Source organism: Flavobacterium soyae, from assembly GCF_045348165.1.
Lineage (GTDB): Bacteria > Bacteroidota > Bacteroidia > Flavobacteriales > Flavobacteriaceae > Flavobacterium > Flavobacterium soyae.
The window spans coordinates 3,960,581-3,984,297 of record NZ_CP150845.1 but is presented as its reverse complement, the minus strand read 5'-3'; the positions used below and the strand labels follow the sequence as shown (position 1 = coordinate 3,984,297).

Genomic DNA, 23,717 nt, shown 5'->3' with positions numbered 1-23,717 from the left:
CTTATAGCATCATAGCCTCTTAGAAAAAGATATTTTATTGCCGCCAAACCGTTACGCCTCCTGGCGGTACAATTTTGCTGCCAATTAAAACATTTTTGCAGTGCTGGATATTTTTTCTATCTGGTAATCTTCTGAAGAATAATTTACAGCGATCTGCAAACCGTCATGCCATATGAAAATGGCAGAAGCAGATAAAAGATGTAATTTTTTAATTTCAAGAACGTTTTTTTAATCGCATCCAGGGCTGCTCTATAGTTTATCCTGAAGACAGGTGCAGGATACGATTATTTTCAGAGGATTAAATTTTAATAATTTGAAACTCTCCGTTATAGTTGATTTCTTTTCCGGAAGTATTAGATAGAAATGCTTTTGGATTGGATTTGTCCACGGCTACTATTATAAATTTCCTGTTTTTTAGCATGCCTTTGAAATCTCCTTTGCGATTGCTAATGGTTAAGGTCTCATTTTTTTGATTGTAATTGAAGCTTATGGCAGTATAATGGCCTTTTTCATAATTATAGTTAACACCTTCATCTTCATACAGGGTAAAGCTTCCGTCGCGTCCTTTGTAAATATGCAGTATCAGAGTATCAGCAGGTTTTTGATCGGTGTATTGGATCTCGGGACCGACAGGAATTATAGCTCCTTCAGGAATAAATAGGGGAATAAAACCGTAGGGTGCATCTGCCTGTAGGGTCTGTCCTCCCGTGACATGCTTCCCTGTATAGAAATCATACCAGTTTGTGTCTGCAGGAAAATATACTTCTCTTTTTCGGACTCCATATTGGTAAACTGGACAAACCATAAAACCAGATCCAAACATGAATTGGTCGCTGATATTAAGGACATTTTTATCGTTCTGAAAGTCCATTACCAAAGGACGCATAATGGTGTAATCGTTAAAATGCGTCATACCTGCCATCGTATAAATGTAAGGCATCAATCTGTAACGCAGACGGTCATAAAATACAATAGATTCGTATGCGGGATGACCTTCAGGAGCAATGTTCCAAGGTTCGCGAAAAGGAAATTGTCCATGAGAGCGGTATAACGGAGCAAATACCCCAAACTGATGCCAGCGCGTATTTAATTCACGCCATTCTTTGCTGTCAGAATTTTCCTTTCCACTTTTGTCGTATTGCTGCTGTGCGCTTACATAACGGTCTTCAACGCAAAATCCTCCTATATCCATCGTCCAGTATGGAATACCGCTTGCCGCAAAGTTAAGACCTGCCGAAATCTGCGCTTTTAAATCTTCCCATCTTGTAGCAATATCGCCGCTCCATGTTGCTGTTGAGTAACGCTGCAGCCCTGCAAAACCTGATCTTGTTAAAAGAAATACACGTTTATTTGGATCTATAGCTCTTTGTCCATCGTATATTGCTTCTGCATTCATTAGGGCATAAGTATTAAAATATTGGGCTGCAGGCCCTAGAGCTGTTGGTCCCTGCAGCTTTTTGCGGTATTCCATATCGGTACAGTCCAGCACATTGGGTTCGCTGGCATCCATCCACCATGCATCGACACCTATAGGGTATAAATTTTCGTAGATCTGTTTCCAAAATAGTTTGCGCGCACCGCTCGCATAAGCATCATAGAATGAGCCTGTATAACCTGGACCTACCCAGTCACGGACATTGTCTTTAATAGCCTGCTGATACATCCATCCCTTTTGGTCAAACTCTTTGAAGTGTTCTGTGGTTTTATAAAATTTAGGCCAGACTGAGATCATCATTTTAGCATTCATCGAATGAATGGAGTCTGTCATGGCTTTTGGATCAGGAAAACGTGCAGGATCAAATTTGTGGCTTCCCCATGCATCATCTTCCCAGTAATTCCAGTCCAGCACTATATTATCAATTGGAATCTGGCGGGTTCTGAATTCTTTTAAAGTACTTAGTATTTCCTCCTGGGTTTTGTATCGTTCACGGCTCTGCCAATAACCCATCGCCCATCGGGGCATGATTTGGGATTTTCCCGTCAAGGTTCGGTATCCCTTAATTATGCTGTCCATAGAAGTGCCATGAATAAAGTAGTAATCAATTTTTTTGTTCATTTCGCTCCACCAGACCTGGCTGTTTTTTTCTTCGGCTAATTGTGGTGTTCTAACCCTTAATCCGCAATAGGATGTTGAACCGTCTGGTTTCCATTCAATTTTTAGAGCAGTACGTCTGCCTGCTTTCATATTCATAGAGAATTTGTAGCTGTTAGGGTTCCAGGCCGTTCTCCATCGTTCGGGAACAACTAATTGATTGTCTAAGTAGACTTTTACATAACCGGAATAGTATAAAGTAAATTTATATTCTCCATCCTGTGGAGCTTCAAGTTCTCCTTCATAAGTAACATTAGCATTCTTTAAAGGTAAATCCGCTGGCAGATTTTTAATGCTTTTTATGTCTTCAAAGAAAATAGACTGCTCTTCACGAATCAGCGGCATATTTTTCTTATCCGGCGTACTGTAGGTTCCCGTCAGGAAATTCGGCTCACCATTTTTTCCATATAATTTGAAGACCTTGTTTAACTGCTCATAAGGACGGCTGTCACCAAAGCGGCTTAAGGAATAGCTGTCCCACAAAAGCCCGTAGTTTTTATTTGATACAATAAATGGAACTGAGACCTTTGTATTATATTGGAAAAGTTCTTCGCTTTTATTTTTGTAATTAAACTCATCAGACTGATGCTGTCCCAGTCCGTAAAAAGCTTCATCCTGAGGTGATTCAAATATCTGACGCACAGTATAGCCTTTTGTCTGTTCGGCTTCTATAGGAAGAAAAGTTCTTCCGCCGCCTGCTTTTTCAGCCAGCAGTATTTTGCCGTTTTTATCTTTGAATCTAATGCCGCCGTCCTTAGCTGAAACCATGACATTCAGAGTCTTGGTTGAGAGTTTAATGGAATCATTTATTTCATTGATGCGGAATGGAACACTTTTCTGGTTTGGAACAATAATTAGACTGGAATCTTTTTGAAATTCTTTGGCTGAAACAGCAACATGTATCAAATCATTGCCTAAAACCTGCAGACGCAGCCCGCTTAATTGGTTTTCCATATCTGGGTTCAAGTCTATGAACACACCGTCAGCTGTTTTGGTGTAATTTTTAACAGCGCATGATGCCAAGAGCAATCCGGCAGAGAGACCTAAAGCTATTGTGGTTTTTTTCATGTTTTTTGGTTAAGGATAGTTTATATGATAATTAGAAGTTTTGTGATTTTGTAGTTTTTTGAGATCTATACAATGTACTATCCCTTTGGACTGATTTTTAAGTTTCTTTAAAATTATTACAGCTGTTTTCTGCTGTTGTAAATAGGCAAATAGCAATCTGCATTTTTTGTGATTGCAAGTGGCTCATTGAGGGCCGTATTGCTAACTAATTAAGCTGGGGGTAAAAGTATCCTTTAATGTAAAAGAACATAGGGTCTAAATGTGTCATTTGAGAGGCTTTTATGTATCGTTGCAGTTTTTAGCCGCTACAAAGGGGAGTAGAATATATTCTATGGCTAAAGAGCCAGCGTGTGTTTTTGAAAAAGTGACTCAACTGGCGAAAATCGAAGCTGAGATTCTAAAAAAAACTGAACTAAACTTAAAATGTTGAATAAGTATGTCGAAAACAGTGAAAGGTGATATGTTTTTCAATAGCTGCATCTTTTACCCAGATAGGTATCAAGCGGTCAAAATCCCATTTTTTTAAATTGTGAAAGATTTTTTCTTTGTCCATTCTTTTTTCAGCTAAGAATTCAAGCACTTCCTCAGAAATGCTAAGGTCAAGAGCCTGTCAGTTTTCTTCTGGTTCCCTAAAGTCCTCAATAACTGTAAATAAAATTATATGAACAGAAACATAAATCCCAGTTAAAATTTTGTTTTATAATGTTTTAACGGGGATTCTTTGTTTTGTGATGTTTTGTGAAGCCTACTTGCCGATACAGAAATTAGCAAAAATATTCCCCAACAGCTCGTCGTTAGAAACCTGACCTGTAATAAGTCCAAATTGATATAAAGCCTCACGAATATCAAGAGCAATTAAGTCACTGGAAAGATTGATTTCAAGACCAAATTTTACTTTTTGTATTTCATCTAAAGCTTTTAGTAAAGAATCATAATGTCTTGTATTTGTGATAATAGTTTCGTTGTTGCGTAAAGCCCCGGTATTTACAAAAGACAGTAGTTTATTCTTTAATTCATCAACGCCAATGTTTTCTTTTGCACTTAAAAATATTTGTTTCAAGTTTAAAGTTTCAAGTTCACGCTGAACATTTTGAAGTTGGTTTTGATTAAGCTGATCAATTTTGTTGCAGACAATTAAAATTTCTTTTCCAGGATATTTGTTTTTAATTCTTTCGATTTCAACTATAAATGAAGAACTTGAAACTTGAAACTTTAAACTATCCATTAAGTATATAACTAGCTGCGCTTGTTCAATTTTTTCGAAAGTTTTTTTGATTCCAATGCTTTCTACAACATCTTTAGTTTCGCGGATTCCCGCTGTATCAATAAATCTAAAACCAACCCCGCCAATTACTAATTCGTCTTCAATAGTATCACGCGTTGTTCCGGCAATGTCAGAAACAATAGCACGTTCCTCATTTAATAAAGCATTCAATAAAGTCGATTTACCAACATTAGGCTCACCGACAATGGCAACCGGAATTCCGTTTTTAATAACATTTCCAACCGCAAACGAATCTATTAAACGTTTTAAAACAAATTCAATACGGTTTAATAATTCATGAAACTGTGTTCTGTCTGCAAATTCAACATCTTCTTCAGCAAAGTCTAATTCCAGTTCAATTAAAGACGCAAAATTCAAAAGTTCTTCACGTAATTTGGCAATTTCATTACTGAAACCACCTCGCATTTGCTGCATGGCAATTTGGTGAGACGCTTCATTATCAGACGAAATTAAATCGGCAACAGCTTCAGCCTGAGATAAATCAAGTTTCCCGTTTAAGAAAGCTCTTAACGTAAATTCACCCGCATCGGCCATTCTGCAGCCTTTTCTCAATAATAACTGAATAATCTGCTGTTGAATATAAGTAGATCCGTGACAGGAAATTTCAATAGTATTCTCGCCTGTATACGAATTAGGGGCTTTAAAAACAGAAACTAAGACTTCATCAAGTGTTTTTTCATTATCTACAATATGCCCCAAATGCAAAGTATGGGTTTTTTGCTTCGTTAAATCTTTATTTTTTATGGATTTAAAAACAGAATTTCCTATTGAAATGGCTTCAGCGCCAGAAATACGGATTATAGCAATAGCTCCCGCTCCGGACGGAGTTGCCAATGCCACTATAGAATCTTGATTTATCATGCCGCAAAGGTAAGAAAAAAGCAGAAATTTCTAAAGTCTTAATCATAGGTTAGTTATCCAGATATACAGATTGAAAACGGTAATTTATTAAGAAATGATTAACTGTTAAATTCCTGATAATTATCAGGTTGTTTTGTGTTTAGAATGATTAAATTTGAATAACAAACCTATAATCTGAAATAAAATGAAAAAGATATTATTTCCTACCGATTTTTCTGAAGCCGCAACAAACGCTTTTGTACACGCTTTAGAATTTGCAAAAGTTGTCAAAGCGGAACTTATTTTATTGCATACATTTGAGATTCCGGTTTATGACAGCCAGTTTTTTCCAGAAAATTATGCATCGATATACAGTTCTATAGAATTGGCAAAATTTGAAATGTTTAAGGATGAAATCCCAAAACTTCGGGCTATTGCAGCCGAACGCAACCTCGATGATATTGTAATAAAACACCGACTGATGGATGGTGATTTGATTTATAACCTGAGAAACGCTGTTGAAGAAGACGAAATTGATTTTGTAATAATGGGAACCACAGGTGTTTCTGACTGGACAAAATTCTTTACCGGATCTAATACAAATTCGGTAATTTCAGAAGTAAAAGTTCCGGTTTTATGTGTTCCGATTGATGCTAAATTCAAGAAAATCAAAACAATTGGTTTTACAACAAGATACCGAGAAAAAGATAAAGCCGAACTTAGAAAAGTACTTAAAATTGCAAAAAAAACAAATGCAAAGGTTAAAAGCTTATATGTTAGGTCTTCTAATACTGATGTTTCTGATATGACTATTAAAGAATGGGAAACAGAATTTGCCAATGAAAATGTAGAATTCCTGGTTTTACCAAGTGATGAAGTAAAGGAAACAATTCTTGATTTTATATTATTCAAGGATATTGACATCTTAACGACAATTACCCATAAAAGATCTTTTTTTGAATCTATTTTTGATACAAGCTTTAGTCGAAAAATCACAAAAGAAGTTTCTATTCCTGTTTTGGTAATGCATGAAAATTGAAATTCTACTTTAAATGAATAGCTTTTTTGTAAGTGTAAAACCTATATTTGTATTTCATTAAATTTAAAAAATGGAAGTATATTTAAGTAAGGTCGAGCATTATTCAAAAGTTTTTAATCAAACCAGCAAAAAGTACAACAGCATAAGTCTTTTAAGGCTTTTAAGCATATTTTTTTGTCTGTTTATGTTGTTTTATTACATCAAAACTAATGAAACAGGGTATGCCGTAACTGCTTTTTTATTTTTTGCCGGTTTTCTTTTTTTAATGCGGATCCATTCGAAACTATCTTTTAAAAGAGAGTTGACAAAAGCCATTTTAAAAATCAATGAAGATGAAATATCCTATTTAAAAAGAGAAAAACTTCCCTTTGAAAACGGAATTGAATTCAACGATTTTCATCACCCGTATGCGTATGATCTGGATATTTTTGGAGAACATTCCTTATTCCAAAATTTAAATAGAACGGCAGTTTTTATAGGTAAAAAAACATTAGCAGAGAAGTTATTAAGATTATCATCTAATGAAGTTATTCTAGAAAATCAGGCAGCAATAGATGAATTAAAAACTAAAATTGACTGGCGTCAGGATTTTGAAGCTCTTGCTATTGTCAGTACTGACAGTAAAAGTTCTTATGACTCATTAATTCATTGGATTTCATTTAAAAATAATTCTTTATCTAAAGTTTTAATTTCACTTTCAATTATTCTCCCAGCGCTATTTTTTGGTTTTGTAATTGCTTATTTTATCACTTCAAAAGCAATACTGTTATCTTATGCAACTTATATTTTTATTTTCAATTTGATTATTTTGGGAAGATCATTAAAACGAATCCAATCTGAAATTGCAAAGGCTGATAATATTGATAAAACTATTAAGCATTATAGTCTATTAGTGCAAAAGATTGAATCGGAAAAATTTGAATCTAAAAAGTTAATTGAATTACAAAAACAGCTTGTTTCTAAAAATGCTTCGGCGAGTTCTCATTTAAAACAATTATCAGAGCTGTTCTCAAGAATGGACACCATCAGTAATTTTGTGACAGCCATTGTTTTCAACGGATCGTTTTTATTTAATCTGCATGTTTTAAAAGCCCTTTTAAAATGGAAAGAAGATTATGCGCATGAACTAGAGAACTGGATTAACATTATTGGAGAATTTGAAGCCTTAAATAGTTTGGCAAATTTAGCGTTCAACAATGCAGATTTTGTTTTTCCGGAAATCAATTCAGAATATAAAATTGGATTTGAAAATTTAGGACATCCGTTATTAAATCCTGCGACAAGAGTAGGGAATGACACTCATTTTTATCCGGAATCTTTTATGATTTTAACAGGATCTAATATGTCCGGAAAAAGTACTTTTTTAAGAAGCTTAGGAATCAATATGGTTCTTGGTGGAATTGGTTCAGTTGTTTGTGCTTCAAAAGCTAATATTCATCCACTTCCAGTATTAGTTTCAATGCGATTATCAGATTCTTTGGCAGACAGCGAATCGTATTTCTTTGCGGAAATTAAGCGTCTAAAACAAATTATGGACGCTCTGGAAGAAAGTCCTGCTTTTGTTTTATTAGATGAAATTTTGAGAGGAACAAATTCTGATGATAAACGTAACGGAACTATTGAGGTCGTGAAAAAAGTAATAGCTAAAAAAGCAATTGGTGCGATTGCAACACACGACATTGAAGTCTGCTTAACAACCAATGAATATCCTGATATTTTAACCAATCAATGTTTTGAAGTTGAAATTCAAAATAACGAACTGCATTTCGATTATAAACTCCGCAGCGGAATCTGTAAAAACAAAAGTGCGACTTTTTTAATGCAGAAAATGGGAGTTATTTAGAATTTTAGATTTTAGAATGTAGATTTTAGAATGTAGATTTTAGAATGTAGATTTTAATTCCGAACTGAATGTTTTTTTAACGTAAAGCACGCTAAGGGTTTACAATAGATTGTATTTAGAATACGCAAAGTTCGCAAAGCTTTGTGCTGACTAAGCTTTTTGAACTTTGTTTTTTTATAAAACCTTCTATTGTAAACCCTTAGCGTGCTTTGCATTAAAATTGCACATCAGGATTGAAACTTGAAACCTCAAACCTGAAACAAAAAAATTACTTATAAAAATGCCTGACGAATACTAATATTCTTCAGGCATTTTTTTTTGCAATTTTCGGACAGTTTTTACTTTATTTTTAAAATTCCCTAAAAATTAAATTAAATATTTTATATCGTTTTTTTTAAATGACATAAAAGAGCAGCATTTTACCACATCAAAAACTCATCAAATCAGTATAAAAACCATCAAACTGATATTAAAAGTCAAAATGACAATAACTAGGTAAAATCCTGTAATTACTGATTATTTTGCTTTATTTTGGCAATAAATTAACGATTTATTAAAAATAAATTTTACTAAAACGTTTTTGTAAGTTTCGTTTGCTATATTTGCGATGTACTAAAATATGCAACAATAAATATAATATCTGATGAAAAAGATTACAATTAGAGATATTGCTAAACAGGCAGAAGTATCTATTTCTACAGTGTCTTTTGTTATCAATGGAAAAGGGGAGAAAATGGCGATAAGTCCGGCTGTAATTAAAAAAGTTCAGGACGTAGCACAAAAACTTCAGTATAAGCCAAGCATGATTGCCAGCAGTTTGCGAACCGGAAAAACGAGGTCAATTGGGCTTATAGTTGAGGATATATCAAACCAGTTTTTTGCAGATTTGGCGAGAGTAATTGAAGATGAAGCAAAAAATATAGATTACAGGGTTTTTTATTGTAGTACCGGAGATGATAATCACCGTTCTGAAGAACTGGTTCAAAGTCTTCTGCAGGCAAATGTTGAAGGTTTTATTATTACACCAACCAGAAATTTAGAGAAAACAATTGGCATGCTTTTAAAAATGCAAAAACCCGTTGTATTGATTGATAGGTATTTTGCTAATCAAAAAGTAAGTCACGTTTTGATGGATAATTATGAAGGTTCTCATTCTGCTGTTAAATATTTGATTGAAAAAGGCCGAAAAAATATAGCCGTTGTAAATAATAAATCTGGAATGATCCAGATGAAATTAAGAAAAAAAGGATATATAGAAGCGTTAAAAGAAGAAGGAATTTATAATGAGAATTATACGCTGCAATTAGATTACCACTCGAGTGAAAAAAATAGAATTGATGCGATTATAAGTTTTTTTAAAGAAAACCCGGGGATTGATGCCGTACTATTTTTGGCCAATTATCTTGGGCTTGCAGGACTTCAGGCTTTTAGGAGTTTAAAATATAAAATTCCAGATGATATTTCTGTTATAAGTTTTGATGATCACGACAGTTTCAAACTGCATACGCCTACGATCACAGTGATTGCTCAGCCCATAGAAGATATAGCAGTTAAATCAATACAACTGCTCATGGGACAAATGACAAATTATGATGATTTTAAAATTGAAAAAATCCTTAAAAAAGGAACATTGATTATAAGAGAATCAGTTTGACATAAATAAAAAATGGCAGAAAAAGTTAAAGCTTTTTTTTAATCATTTTACTAAATCGTTTTAGTGAAAATATTCCTAGACTTTACTGTTTTTTCAGCAGGATTTTTTAAGAATTATTTATATAGTAAAAACCGTAAAATAACTGCGTTTTTTGAATATTCATCGCATTATTACATGGTTTAATATCCAAAATTAAGTTCAAAATTTTATTAATTATTTAAAGCAGACAAAACAAAAACAAAAACACAAACGAAACAAAACAAAATCCAAAACCAATAACCAAAAAGAATGCTTATGAAACGAATATTAGCAGTGTTAGCAATGGTATTGTTGAGCAGCTTAAGTGCAGCAGCGCAAAACCGATTAATAACAGGCATAGTAACAGATGCAGAGAACAAAGGAATTGTAGCTGCATCAATTGAAGTTCAAGGAAAACCATTTAGTGCAGTTACAGATGCCGAAGGGCGTTTTAGAATGAATGTTCCTGAAGGTAAAGTTACCCTAAACGTATCTTCTATAGGATTTGAGTCAAAGTCAGTAGTACTTCAGGAAAATGAAACAAGAGCTGCTGTTACATTAACAGAGACTACACAAGAATTAAAAGATGTTGTAGTAACTTCTTTCGGGGTAAAAAAACAAAAGAAAAGTTTAGGTTACGCCGTAGGGGAACTTAAAGGCGAAGACCTGACAAAAAATAAAGAAATTAACTTAGGAAACGCTTTGCAAGGTAAAATTGCGGGGGTAAATGTTTCTGCGCCGGTTACAGGGCCATCTGGTTCTAGCCGTGTTGTTATTCGTGGAGCAACTTCTGCATCAGGGCTTAACCAGCCATTGTATGTCGTTGACGGAATTCCGATTGACAATACGCAGCAAGGAAATGCCGGAATGTGGGGAGGTGCCGATAAGGGTGATGGTATGTCTTCTTTCAATCCAGATGATATTGCTTCAATGTCTGTATTAAAAGGTAGTGCCGCTTCTGCTCTTTACGGCTACAGAGGATCAAATGGTGTTATCTTAATTACAACTAAAAAAGGTAAAAACAGAACAGGAATAGGGGTTGATTTTAGTACAAATTCGACTTTTAATACTCCGGCGAGCCTTTTGAACTGGCAGGACCAATATGGTGCGGGAGCTCCGAATGCAAGCGGCGTTCCAACAAGATTTGCTAATTTACAGGAACTTAGAGATTCGTACTATTTTGCCTGGGGTGACAAATATGACGGAACACCTTCTATAGCTCTGGATGGTTCGACAAGACCATACAAAGCATACGGAAAAGATAATGTTGAAAATTTCTACAGAACTGGATATTCTTTCAGTAATACGTTAGCAGTTTCTGGAGGAAATGAAACAACAAATTTCAGATTGTCGTTCGGAAATACTAAAGACGAATCTATTATGCCGGGAACTACTTTTGGTAGAAACAACGTAGCATTAAGTTTAAATTCTTCTCCAAATAAAAAAATTACGGTAGAAACCAATGCACAATATATTTCTGAGAAAAGTCATAACAGGCCTTATTTGAATGACTCGCCAAGAAACCCATCTTTCCCAACTACTTTCATGACACCTGGTACAGATATTAGATGGTTAAGTAATCCATACGATGCAAATGGTGGTGAAGAAGATTTCTTAGGGGCAAACGTTTATCATACAAACCCTTATTTTGCTGTAGATTCGCCATTAAATGATGATCTTAGAAAGCGTTTTATTGGTTCTGCACAAGTAACTTACAACATTACAGATAAGATTTATGCAAAAGGTGTAATTGGAATTGATGATATCAATTATGAATATACTGAAATTGAGCCTACAGGAATTAATTACAGCCCCGGAGGATCTTATGAAAACAGAGTAGAAAACCGTTCAGAAGTAAATGCTTCAGGATATTTGGGATACAAAGGTGATATCGTTAAAAATCTTTCATTGGATGCGTTTGTAGGAGCAAACCGTCAGGATAACAGATACAGCGGTATCAAAATGAAAGGAAATAATTTTATTGTTCCGTTTGAATATTTCTATGCTAATACACAGCCTGACAGAACTGAAAAATTATTTTCTGAAAGACAGGTAAACTCTCTTTTTTATTCGGCAGATTTAGGGTATAAAGATTTCTTATATCTTAGTTTGACAGGCCGTGAAGATTGGTTTTCAACTTTAAATATTGAGGATAACAGTATTTTTTACCCTTCTGTAAGTACGAGTTTTATTTATTCTGAAGTTATTAATTTACCAGAATGGATGTCTTACGGTAAACTTAGAGCAGGATGGGGTAACGTAGGAGGCGGCTTGCAGGAAGCTTATGCCTTAACATTGACTTACACTACGCCAGATGGACAAACTGATTCATTAGGACAGCCAATTTTAGGTATTAATGGTGATACAGTTCCAAACAAATACTTAAAACCTTATAATGTAAGTACAATCGAATTTGGTTTTGAAAATACATTCTTTAATAATAGAATTAGTACTGATTTGACTTTCTATCAAAAGAAAACAACAAAAGATATTGCTGATGCAGATATTTCTATGGCTTCTGGTTTTAGAACTACAAAAATCAACGTTGGAGAAATCATGAATAAAGGGGTGGAGTTTGCTATTACTGCAAAAGCAGTTAAAACACCAAATTTTTCATGGAGCGTAGGGTATAATTTTGCTTATAATGATAGTGAGGTTATTAGTCTTTCTGATAAAATTACAACAAAATCATTAGAAGGAAACAGAGACGGAAGAGCTTCTGTAGTTTTAGAAAAAGGACAGCCTTTTGGAGTAATTAAAGCTTATGATTATTTAAGAGACGCAAATGGAAATATTGTTATTGATACAAATGGCAAGTTTATGCGAGGAAATTTAATCATTGCCGGTCAGGGTGTAGCGCCAGCTTCAATGGGACTTTCAAATGATTTTTCTTATAAAAACTTTACACTTTCGGTTTTTGTAGATGCTAAATTTGGAGGAGAAATTTATTCTGCTACAAACCAGTTAGGAACTCGTTACGGATTATCTGAAATTACACTTCCTGGTCGTGAAGGTGGTGTAGCGGTAAGTGGAAATGATGTTAACGGAAATCCGGTTAACACAACAGTTTCTGCCTACGATTACTGGAGAAGTTATAGTGATGTAACATCAAACTTTGTATACGATGCTGATTTTGTGAAATTAAGAGCGATTTCTTTTGCTTATAATTTTCCAAAAATGTTTTTACAAAAAACACCGTTTCAGTCTGTTAGTTTAGCATTTTCGGCTCACAATTTATGGACAATTTATGACAAAGTGCCAAACATTGATCCAGAGTCAAACTATTCTAATAGTAATGCACAAGGTATGGAGAGAGCTTCAATGCCATTGACAAGAAATTATGGTTTTGCTCTTAATGTCAAATTCTAATACTAAAAAAGATGAAAAATAGATATATCAAAATATTTTGTGCCGCAATTGTTGGTGCTTTAACATTAGCTTCATGCGATAAAGGGTTCGAAGAAATGAATACGAATCCAAATGCCTTAACAGATCCGGCTGTAAAATCAATGTTTACACTCGCTGAGATTTATGTAGACGGACAGGATTTTTCTAACACAAGAGGGAATAACATATACGCAGCGCAGATTGTACAGCAATTTTCGTCACCTACAGGTGCAGGTTCAAAGTACACTTATTCTTCTGAATATTCTGCCGCGCTTTTTGGTGAAACTTATGGAAAAGGATTAAATCAGATTTTCCAATTGTTATCTGTTCTTGAAGATACGCCTGAGAACTCAAATATGATTCAAGCTTGCAGAATCATGAAGGTTTTCTTGTTCCAAAAATTGACAGATACTTACGGTGAAGTTCCTTATTTTGAAGCAGGAAAAGGATATAACGGAAACGTTTTTTCTCCAAAATACGATACGCAGGAAGCCATTTACAACGACCTTCTAAAAGAATTAGATGAAGCTGGAACTGCTTTAGATGCGACTAAACCTTTTGTAGGCAATGCTGATTTGTATTACCAAAGTGATGTTGCAAGATGGAAAAAACTTGCAAACTCTTTAATGCTGAGAGCAGCAATGCGTTTGTCTAAAGTAAATCCTGCAAAAGCAAAAGAATATGTAGAAAAAGCATACTCAAAAGGAGTTTTTACTTCAAATGATGATAGTTTAATTTTAAAACACGATGCAGGTCCTGCTGGGGTTAAAACAAACCCAATTACATCTTCATGGGTTAGAAATGACTTAAATGGTGGAGAATCAAACATCAAATTCAGTAAAACATTTATCGATTTATTGAAAAATACAAACGACCCGCGTTTAAGAATTTATGCAAAATTAGAAGCTACAGGAGATAACAATCCGGCAAGTCAGCAAGGTCTGGCAAATGATGCAAAAGAATTTCCGGGCGGAGACAAAAAAATATTCTCAGATCCTAATACATCAACAGTATTACGTTTAGATGCACCTACTTTAATTATGTCGTATGCAGAAGTACAATTTTTATTGGCTGAAGCAGCAGTAAAAGGCTGGAGTGTTGGCGGATCGGCACAGACTTATTACGAAAACGGAGTAAGAGCAGCGATGAACATTTTAACGATTTTTGGGGACAAAGTACCTGCAGTTACACCAGCAGAATACAATACTTACATCACAGCGTATCCTTTTAAAACTGCTGGAACAGATGCTCAAAAAATCGAACAGATTATTACACAAAAATGGATTGTTTTATTATTCAATGGGTTTGAAGCTTTTTCAGAATACAGAAGAACTGGTTATCCAGTATTAGTTCCGGTAAATGACCCAACGGGAGAGACAAATGGAACTATCCCAAGAAGATTAATTTACGATCAGTCAGAGCTTGTAACAAACGCGGCTAATTATAGAGAAGCAATTCAACGTCAAGGTTTAGATTTAATGACTACTAGAATCTGGTGGGATAAATAATTTTTAAATTGGTTGGTTAGTTAAGATAAGTCGGGCATGAGCAGGCCCGGCTTATTTTTAAATCTCTTTATTAATAATCCTAAAAACAGCTGCTATTAAATGAGTTTGATTTGTTGATCTAAATGCCTTTTTTTTCGCAGCAGCAAAGAGTGCTTCTGCTGAAAAAGGTGGGATTATTTTCAAAAATTAAAAAATCTCAAAAAAATACAGATGTTTTAAAGTTCATTTATAATCAGATTTAAAATAACCCGCATCACATTAAATAAAATATAAGGCGGTAGTAAAGGAAAATATTTCGAGTTGTTTTTTGAGTTAATAACGAAAAATAAATTCTAAGGAGAAGGAATAACTTTAGTACGTTCAGTTCCTTCTCTAAACTGCCAAATGACTAAATTGTTGTACCTTTTTAGGAATTTTAAAGGCATTAATATTATTACTCAGTAAAATGAATTCTGATAAAAAACTTTTTTGGTTAATCTTCCTTTATCTTTCAAATTTTTCATTGGCAGCCTTTGCACAAAATGTTGATTTGAAGAATAATTGGAGTTATCGGGAAGAAAAAACACAAAAATGGTTTCCAGCGACTGTTCCGGGAGAAATCCATACAGATTTGTTAAACAACAAATTAATTCCAGACCCATTTTACAGAGACAGCGAAAAGAAGTTATTGTGGATAGAACGCAAAAACTGGGAATATAAAACCACATTTAAGGCTACAGCAGCAATGCTGAAAAAGAAAAACACAGAATTGGTTTTTGACGGATTAGATACATATGCATCTGTATACCTAAATAATCAGCTGGTTTTAAAAGCCGATAACATGTTCCGTCAATGGCGGGTAGATGTTAAAAAAGTACTCAAATCAGGCAATAATAATTTAGTTATAGTATTTAAATCGGCACAAAATGTGGTTGATTCACTTGCTAAAAAAGATTTACCTTTTAAAATACCGGACAATCCTCGTGCTTATGTTCGCAAAGCGCAGTATCATTTTGGATGGGATTGGGGACCAAAATTCACAACCTGCGGAATTTGGAAAACGCCAAGGCTTGAGACTTATGATGAAAAAACTCCAGAGAAACCATACATTCTTAATCGTAAAATAGAATTAATACAAGAACCGGATAGTCTTGGCCGATCTTTTTATTTTAAAATAGATGGAAAACCTGTTTATATGAAAGGCGCCAATTATATTCCGTCAGATGTATTTCTTTCCCGGGTAACCAAAAAAGAATATGAAAAAGTAGTTTCTCTTGCCAAAGATGCCAATATGAACATGCTTCGTGTTTGGGGCGGCGGAATTTATGAAGACGATTATTTCTATGATTTATGCGATAAATACGGCATTAATGTATGGCAGGATTTTATGTTTGCCGGCACAATGGTTCCTGGAGATAAAGCATTTTTTGATAATGTAAAAGAAGAAGTTCAGTATCAGGTAAAACGTCTGCGTCATCATCCAAGTATAGTTTTGTGGTGCGGTAATAACGAATCTGATGAAGCCTTTAAAAACTGGGGCTGGATGAAAAGCATGAAATTATCAAAACAAGATTCTACCCGTTTGTGGCACGATTACGTTCGTTTATTTCATGATAGTATTCCAAAATGGGTTAAAGAAGTCGATGATAAACGTCCGTACTTAAGTTCTTCACCTTTACATCATTGGTCAAAACAAAAAAGTATTACCGAAGGAGACAGTCATTATTGGGGTTTATGGTGGGGATTAGAAGATATTGAAGCGGTACAGAAAAAAACAGGGCGGTTTGTGAGCGAATATGGAATGTTGTCTATGCCGAATTATTCGTCTACAGAAAATTTCACATTGCCGGAAGACCGACATTTATATTCAGATGTAATAAATGCGCATCAAAAATCAGGTAAAGGATTTATAAAACTGAATTCGTATTTGAACCGATATTTTATCGATTCAACCAAAATAAAAAAGATGAATGTGGAGGATTATACGTATCTGACACAATGTTTGCAGTATTATTCAATAAAAAATATCGTAGGTATTCATCGTTCTAAAGCGCCTTATAATATGGGAACTTTAGTCTGGCAGTTAAACGACTGCTGGCCTGTTGCAAGCTGGAGCATAACGGATTATGATAACCGACAGCCAAAAGCGGCCTGGTATGCTATTCGTGAAGCGTACAGAGATGATAAAACACCAGAAATTGATCTTACACGCCCAATAAATTTAAAATTAGAAGACCCAAAAATAAGCTGGCAGATAAAAGGAAATAAAGTATTTTTAAAAGCCCAAAAAACTGCAAAATATGTCTATATTTCGATGAAAGATTATACCGGAAAATGGAGTGATAATTATATAGATTTAGCCGCCGGAGAAGAGAAAATAATTTCGTTTGAAGGGAAAATTGTTAATCCGGAGATTAAGGTTTTTTCATTATATGAGGTTTTAGGAAGGTACTAAGAGGCTAAGGTTCTAAGTTGCTAAGAAAGAGACAAAGGTTCAAAGTGACAAAGCGACAAAGGTTTTCCGTAGAGACGCACAGCAGTGCGTCTAACACACAGAAATTAAAACATTCGTGTAAATCAGTTTAATCCGTGTCGTCTGCGGGCTAAACCAATATAATAAAAGCGACAAAGATTTTCCGTAGAGACGCACAGCAGTGCGTCTAACACACAGAAATTAAAACATTTGTGTAAATCCGTTTAATCCGAATAACCTGTGGGCCAACCGATATACATTGAAATAATAAAATAAACGAAATGATAAAAAAATACAATAAAATAGCATTTAGCGGTATTCTGGCTTTAAACCTATTTTTTGCAAATCCAGCAATATCACAGCATAAAAAGAGAAAACAAACAAAACAACTAAAACAAACGGATATAAATTACACACAATACGTAAATCCGTTGATAGGTTCTGCAGGTCACGGTCACGTATTTGTTGGCGCTAATGTTCCGTTTGGAGCTGTGCAGTTAGGGCCTGTAAATGTTTTTGAAGGCTGGGATTGGTGCAGCGGATACAATTATGCGAGTAATACAATTTTAGGGTTTACGCATACCCACTTAAGCGGAACAGGAATTGGCGATTTGAATGATATTTTACTTTTGCCAGTATCTGGAAAAGCAGCGCTTACCAAAGGAACAAAAGAAGACATGGCAACCGGTTATGGCTCTTATTTCTCCCATAATAATGAAATTGTTAAACCTGGATATTACAGCGTTTTATTAGATAAATACAACATCAAAGCAGAATTAACAGCGAGCGAAAGAGTAGGTTTTCATAAATACACTTTCAACTCAGATGATGATGCTCATATTTTAGTAGACCTTGCAGACGGAATAGGCTGGGACAGACCTGTAAAAACCTTTATAAGAAAAGTTGATGAAACTAAAATTGAAGGTTACCGTTATTCAGCAGGCTGGGCAGCAGATCAGCGTATTTATTTTGCAATGGAATTTTCAGAACCAATTGCAAATATTACTTTACATGACAGTACTGCAGTAGTAAGAGGTAATGGAGGTGAAGGTTTAAAAATGAAGGCAGTATTAGACTTTAATACCTTAAAAAATAAACAAGTTCTGGTAAAAGTTGGAATATCTCCGGTAAGTTCAGAGAATGCTGGTGCGAATATTAAAGCCGAGATTCCGAATTGGGATTTTGATAAAGTGGTAAAAGAAGCCAATTCAAAATGGAATAAAGAACTCAATAAGGTTCAGATAAAAGGAGACGAAAAAACAATGAAAGTTTTTTATACTTCATTGTATCACACCATGTTTGCGCCATCTATTTTCAATGATGCGAACGGAGATTATCTGGGAACAGATAAAAAAGTTTACGAAAAAGCGAATTTCACAAACTACACTACTTTTTCACTTTGGGATACGTATCGCGGTTTACATCCTTTATACACCATTACACAGCCGGAAAAAATTAATGATATTGTTAAATCATTTTTGACAATTTATCAGCAGCAGGGAAGATTACCCGTTTGGCATTTAATGGGTAACGAAACCAACACAATGAACGGAAATCACTCAATTGCCGTTATTGCCGATGCTTACTTAAAAGGATATCGAGATTATGATACCGAATTAGCTTACGAAGCCATCAAAAAAACAGCCATGCAAACCCGTGACGGAATGGATTATGTTCAAAAACTAGAATATATCCCAGCCGATAAAATGCTTGAATCTGTTGGAAATGCGCTTGAATATGCAATCGACGATTATTGCATTGCACAAATGGCAAAAGCTTTAAATAAAACAGAAGATTACGCTTATTTCACCAAAAGAGCCAATTTACACAAACTTTATTTTGATAAAGAAACGACTTTCATGAGAGGTAAATTAACCAATGGAAAATGGAGAACGCCATTTAATCCGCTTTCATCTGCACACCGAAAAGATGATTATGTTGAAGGAAATGCGTGGCAGTATACTTGGTTGGTTCCTCAGGATCCTTATGGTTTAATCGATTTATTTGGAAGCGAAGAAAGCTTTTTAAACAAACTGGATTCTCTGTTTTTAATAACCGATAAAGTAGAAGGAGAAGACGTTTCACCAGATATCAGCGGTTTGATAGGGCAGTACGCTCATGGAAATGAACCGAATCACCATATTCCGTATTTGTATGCTTATGCAGGACAGCCCTGGAAAACAGCAAAATTAATTCGTGAAATAGATAATAAATTTTACTCTACAAAACCAGACGGATTATGCGGTAATGAAGATTTAGGCCAAATGTCGGCTTGGTATGTTTTATCTTCAATGGGATTTTATTCTGTAAATCCTGCAAACGGAATTTACGTTTTAGGAAGCCCGTTAGTAAATTCTGCCGTTATAAATTATAAAAAAGGTATTTCATTTAAAATAAATGCAATTGATAACAGCGCAGATAATATTTACATTCAAAGAGCAGAGTATAATGGAAACCCATATACAAAATCGTATATCACACAAGAAATGATAGCCCAAGGCGGAGAACTAAAATTATACATGGGAAGCAAGCCTTCATTGACATTTGGAGTAAAAAAAGAAAACAGGCCTAATTGATTTTAGATTTTAGATTTTAGAGTGTAGATTTTAGATTTTCAGTTTCCTGCAAGGCTTTTAAAACCTTGCAGGTATAAAATTAAAATCCAGTTTAAAGCCTACAGCCTAAAGCCTAAAGCCTAAAGCCTAAAGCTTAAAGCCTACAGCCTAAAGCTTAAAGCGTATAGCATAAAAAAAACAAAAACTATGAAAATAAAAAGTTTAATTTTTTTTGGATTAATACAGTATTGCATTTCTGTAAATGCGCAAGTTAAAGAACCCGTAGAATATGTAAACCCGTTAATGGGAACGCAGTCGCTGCATAACCTTTCAAACGGAAATACCTATCCCGCAATATGCAGACCTTGGGGAATGAATTTCTGGACACCGCAGACCGGTAAAATGGGCGACGGATGGGCGTATACGTATACTGCAGAAAAAATAAGAGGATTTAAACAAACACATCAGCCTTCACCGTGGATGAACGATTACGGTCAGTTTTCGATTATGCCCGTTACAGGTAAAGTGGCTTTCGCCGAAGAGGAAAGAGCGAGCTGGTTCAGTCATAAAGCAGAAGTTTCAAAACCTTATTATTACAGCGTTTATCTGGCAGATTATGATATAACAACCGAAATTACAACAACAGAACGCGCGGCTCATTTTCAGATTACATTTCCGGAAAACGAAAAATCTTCAATTATAATTGATGCATTCGATAAAGGATCTTATATCAAAATAATTCCATCAGAAAATAAAATTATTGGTTATACAACCCGTAACAGCGGCGGAGTTCCGCAAAACTTTAAAAACTATTTTGTTTTAGTATTTGATAAACCATTTGCAGCTAATTCAACCTGGATTGACAAAGCACAGACAAAAGACAAATTAACAGCAGTTGGTTTTCATACAGGCGCAATAGTTGAATTTAAAACCCAAAAAGGAGAAAAAGTAAACATAAAAGTCGCTTCTTCTTTTATAAGTCCGGAGCAAGCTGAACTGACTTTAAAGAACGAATTAGGTTCAGCATCTTTTGAAGAAACTTTAGCACAGTCTAAAAATGAATGGAATAAAGTTTTAGGAAAAATTACGGTTGAAGATACAAATGAGGATCAATTAAAAACTTTCTATTCTTGTTTATACCGCACCGTTTGTTTTCCACAAAAACAATATGAAATAAATAAAGACGGTGAAATTGTACATTACAGCCCGTATAACGGAAAAATTCTGCCGGGATATATGTATGCAGGAACGGGATTTTGGGATACTTTCCGTGCTTTATATCCTTTGCTAAATTTAGTTTACCCTTCTATAAATAAAGAAATGCAGGAAGGTTTAATAAACGATTATAAAGAAGGCGGATTTTTACCAGAATGGTCAAGTCCGGGTTTTAGAAATGTTATGGTGGGAAATAATTCTGCCTCAGTAGTTTCTGATGCTTATATGAAAGGATTACGTGGTTATGATATTAATACCTTATATGAAGCATTGCAGCACGGAGCCAATAATGAGGGGCCGCTTGAAGCTGTAGGCAGAAAAGGAGTGCAGTATTACAATACCTTAGGATATGTTCCTTATGATGTTGAGATTAATGAAAATGCAGCCAGAACACTTGAATACGCTTATGATGATTTTGCAATCTGGAAATTAGCCAAAGCTTTAGATCGTCCGAAAAAAGAAATCAATCTGCTTGAAAAGCGAATGATGAATTATAAAAAGTTGTTTAATCCTTCTATCGGATTGATGAGCGGACGCAATAAAGACGGCAGTTTTCCACCAAAATTTAATCCGTTTAAATGGGGAGACGCTTTTACAGAAGGAAACAGCTGGCATTATAGCTGGAGCGTATTTCACGACATTCAGGGTTTAATTGATTTAATGGGCGGTGAGAAAAAATTTACTTCAAAATTAGACGCTGTATTTTCAACACCTCCGGTTTTTGATGACAGTTATTACGGTTCTGTTATACATGAAATTCGAGAAATGCAGATTATGAATATGGGGCAGTATGCACACGGAAATCAACCCATTCAGCATATGATTTATTTATACAATTATGCAGGCGAGCCTTGGAAAACGCAATATTGGTCAAGAGAAGTTATGAACCGTTTGTATAAACCAACGCCTGATGGATATTGCGGAGATGAAGATAACGGACAGACTTCTGCATGGTATATTTTCTCTGCAATGGGATTCTATCCGGTTTGTCCCGCAACAGAAGAATACGTCTTAGGTGTGCCATTATTTAAGAAAACAACTTTACAGCTTGAAAACGGAAAACAGCTTATTATAAATGCTCCAAATAATTCAGATGTAAGCAAATATGTAAATGAATTGAAATGGGATAATGCAGCTTATACTAAAAACTATATCAATCATTTTGATGTATTAAAAGGCGGAGAACTAAATTTTGATATGACGAGTTCTCCAAATTTAAAAAGAGGTACAACATCAGAGGCGTATCCGTATTCTTATTCAACTTCAAAATAAAACTTATGCAGTCACGTAGAAAATTTATAAAAAACACAGGAATTTTTTCCGCAGGATTATTAGCACTTCAAACAGATGCTTTTGGACTTAATTCAGATACATTTCAATTTCCTTTAAAAGATTTTATCAGTAAAAGACCTCCGCTTGCCGAAAGAAAATTTACAAGTAAAGCAGTCGAAGCGGCAATTGTAAGAATCAAAAAACAAATAGCAAACCCGGAATTGGCCTGGTTATTTGAAAATTGTTTTCCAAATACACTAGACACTACAGTCGATTTTGAAATCATCGACGGAAAACCTGATACATACGTAATAACCGGAGATATCGACGCAATGTGGCTGCGTGACAGTACAGCGCAGATTTGGCCTTATATTCCATTTGTAAAAGAAGACCCAAAATTGGCCGAATTAGTAAAAGGAGTAATCAACCGTCAGGCAAAATGTATTTTGCTTGATCCTTATGCGAATGCTTTTTATAAAGATTTTACTAAAGAAAGTGAATGGAAAAACGACCTGACTAAAATGCAGCCCGGAATTCACGAAAGAAAATGGGAAATTGACAGTTTATGTTACCCTGTTCGATTAGCACACGGCTATTGGAAAGAAACCGGAGACATCAGTTTGTTTGATGCAAAATGGAAAGAAGCCATGCTGTTGATTCTGCAGACTTTTAAAGAACAGCAAAGACTTGATGGAAAAGGCGGCCCATATAGTTTTCAGCGTCAGACTGCCTGGGCTACAGACGGAGTTCCGTTAGGCGGTTACGGCTATCCGGTAAAACCTTGCGGCTTAATTGTTTCTACTTTCAGGCCAAGTGACGACAGTACTTTGTTTGGGTATTTGATTCCGAGCAATATGTTTGCGATTGAAATATTAGGTTATTTAATCGAAATTTTCTCTTTACCGGCTTTAAAAGACAATGATTTGGTTGCCAAAGCTACAGAGTTAAGAGATCAGGTTCAAAAAGGTTTAAAAGAAAACGGAATCATCGAACATCCAAAATTCGGAAAAATCATTGCTTTTGAAGTAAACGGATACGGCAGTTTCCATATGATGGATGATGCTAATGTTCCTTCACTATTATCACTTCCATATTTAGGTGCGATTGCTCCAAATGATCCTTTATATCTAAATACCCGTAAAGTGGTGTTGTCAGAAAACAATCCGTTTTTCTATAAAGGAAAAGCCGGAGAAGGAATTGGCGGCCCGCATACCGGAGTTGATACCATTTGGCCAATGAGTATTGTTTTGAGAGCGATTACAAGTGTAGACGAAAAAGAGATTAAAACTTGTATCAGCAATTTGATTAAAACAAATGCCGATACAGGATTTATGCACGAATCTTTTCATAAAGACGATGTAAACAAATTTACCCGTAAATGGTTTGCATGGGCAAATACGTTATTCGGAGAAATGATTGTACACACAAGTATTCATTATCCTCAAATTTTAAAAGACAAAAATATCTAGTACTAAAAAGCTAAACGATT

General features: G+C 34.9%; 11 protein-coding genes. 9 read left to right on the top strand and 2 right to left on the bottom strand.

Annotated elements, in window-relative coordinates:
• Positions 1-298: 298 nt before the first annotated feature.
• Together AABD74_RS17075 and mnmE are read right to left on the bottom strand one after the other, a co-directional pair.
• Positions 299-3,160, bottom strand: coding sequence for a TIM-barrel domain-containing protein (locus AABD74_RS17075; protein WP_406843672.1), 2,862 nt, complete (start codon positions 3,158-3,160; stop codon positions 299-301).
• 745 nt (positions 3,161-3,905) lie between these two features.
• Positions 3,906-5,306, bottom strand: coding sequence for a tRNA uridine-5-carboxymethylaminomethyl(34) synthesis GTPase MnmE (gene mnmE / locus AABD74_RS17070; RefSeq protein WP_232681903.1), 1,401 nt, complete (start codon positions 5,304-5,306; stop codon positions 3,906-3,908).
• A gap of 184 nt (positions 5,307-5,490) precedes the next feature.
• Between mnmE and AABD74_RS17065 the strand changes: the two genes are divergently transcribed.
• The 9 genes from AABD74_RS17065 (at position 5,491) to AABD74_RS17025 (ending at position 23,697) form a co-directional block, all read left to right on the top strand.
• Entirely contained in the window at positions 5,491-6,324 is an 834-nt protein-coding gene (locus tag AABD74_RS17065) for a universal stress protein (protein ID WP_232681902.1), read from the top strand.
• A 70-nt stretch (positions 6,325-6,394) separates the two neighbouring features.
• Positions 6,395-8,167, top strand: a complete 1,773-nt coding sequence (locus tag AABD74_RS17060) for a MutS-related protein (RefSeq protein ID WP_406843671.1) — start codon at positions 6,395-6,397, stop codon at positions 8,165-8,167.
• A gap of 643 nt (positions 8,168-8,810) precedes the next feature.
• Positions 8,811-9,821, top strand: a complete 1,011-nt coding sequence (locus AABD74_RS17055; protein ID WP_406843670.1) for a LacI family DNA-binding transcriptional regulator — start codon at positions 8,811-8,813, stop codon at positions 9,819-9,821.
• A 294-nt stretch (positions 9,822-10,115) separates the two neighbouring features.
• Positions 10,116-13,208, top strand: coding sequence for a SusC/RagA family TonB-linked outer membrane protein (locus AABD74_RS17050; protein WP_406843669.1), 3,093 nt, complete (start codon positions 10,116-10,118; stop codon positions 13,206-13,208).
• A gap of 11 nt (positions 13,209-13,219) precedes the next feature.
• On the top strand, positions 13,220-14,734 hold the full coding sequence (locus tag AABD74_RS17045; protein ID WP_406843668.1) for a SusD/RagB family nutrient-binding outer membrane lipoprotein: 1,515 nt from the start codon (positions 13,220-13,222) through the stop codon (positions 14,732-14,734).
• Positions 14,735-15,179: 445 nt separating this feature from the next.
• Positions 15,180-17,168, top strand: a complete 1,989-nt coding sequence (locus AABD74_RS17040) for a glycosyl hydrolase 2 galactose-binding domain-containing protein (protein WP_406843667.1) — start codon at positions 15,180-15,182, stop codon at positions 17,166-17,168.
• Positions 17,169-17,467: 299 nt separating this feature from the next.
• The gene (locus AABD74_RS17035; RefSeq protein WP_406843666.1) at positions 17,468-19,762 is read left to right on the top strand and encodes a GH92 family glycosyl hydrolase; all 2,295 of its coding nucleotides are present in this window, start codon (positions 17,468-17,470) and stop codon (positions 19,760-19,762) included.
• A gap of 186 nt (positions 19,763-19,948) precedes the next feature.
• Complete coding sequence (locus AABD74_RS17030) at positions 19,949-22,228, top strand: GH92 family glycosyl hydrolase (RefSeq protein ID WP_406843665.1); 2,280 nt, start codon at positions 19,949-19,951, stop codon at positions 22,226-22,228.
• Positions 22,229-22,233: 5 nt separating this feature from the next.
• Entirely contained in the window at positions 22,234-23,697 is a 1,464-nt protein-coding gene (locus AABD74_RS17025) for a glycoside hydrolase family 125 protein (protein WP_406843664.1), read from the top strand.
• Positions 23,698-23,717 lie beyond the last annotated feature (20 nt).

What these genes read in the sequence shown, in the direction of transcription:
- AABD74_RS17055 (WP_406843670.1), top strand. Translation starts at nt 8,811, where the DNA reads ATGAAAAAGATTACAATTAGAGATATTGCTAAACAGGCAGAAGTATCT.
- AABD74_RS17075 (WP_406843672.1), bottom strand. Translation starts at nt 3,160, where the DNA reads ATGAAAAAAACCACAATAGCTTTAGGTCTCTCTGCCGGATTGCTCTTG.
- AABD74_RS17065 (WP_232681902.1), top strand. Translation starts at nt 5,491, where the DNA reads ATGAAAAAGATATTATTTCCTACCGATTTTTCTGAAGCCGCAACAAAC.
- AABD74_RS17045 (WP_406843668.1), top strand. Translation starts at nt 13,220, where the DNA reads ATGAAAAATAGATATATCAAAATATTTTGTGCCGCAATTGTTGGTGCT.
- AABD74_RS17030 (WP_406843665.1), top strand. Translation starts at nt 19,949, where the DNA reads ATGAAAATAAAAAGTTTAATTTTTTTTGGATTAATACAGTATTGCATT.
- mnmE (WP_232681903.1), bottom strand. Translation starts at nt 5,306, where the DNA reads ATGATAAATCAAGATTCTATAGTGGCATTGGCAACTCCGTCCGGAGCG.
- AABD74_RS17050 (WP_406843669.1), top strand. Translation starts at nt 10,116, where the DNA reads ATGAAACGAATATTAGCAGTGTTAGCAATGGTATTGTTGAGCAGCTTA.
- AABD74_RS17060 (WP_406843671.1), top strand. Translation starts at nt 6,395, where the DNA reads ATGGAAGTATATTTAAGTAAGGTCGAGCATTATTCAAAAGTTTTTAAT.
- AABD74_RS17025 (WP_406843664.1), top strand. Translation starts at nt 22,234, where the DNA reads ATGCAGTCACGTAGAAAATTTATAAAAAACACAGGAATTTTTTCCGCA.
- AABD74_RS17040 (WP_406843667.1), top strand. Translation starts at nt 15,180, where the DNA reads ATGAATTCTGATAAAAAACTTTTTTGGTTAATCTTCCTTTATCTTTCA.
- AABD74_RS17035 (WP_406843666.1), top strand. Translation starts at nt 17,468, where the DNA reads ATGATAAAAAAATACAATAAAATAGCATTTAGCGGTATTCTGGCTTTA.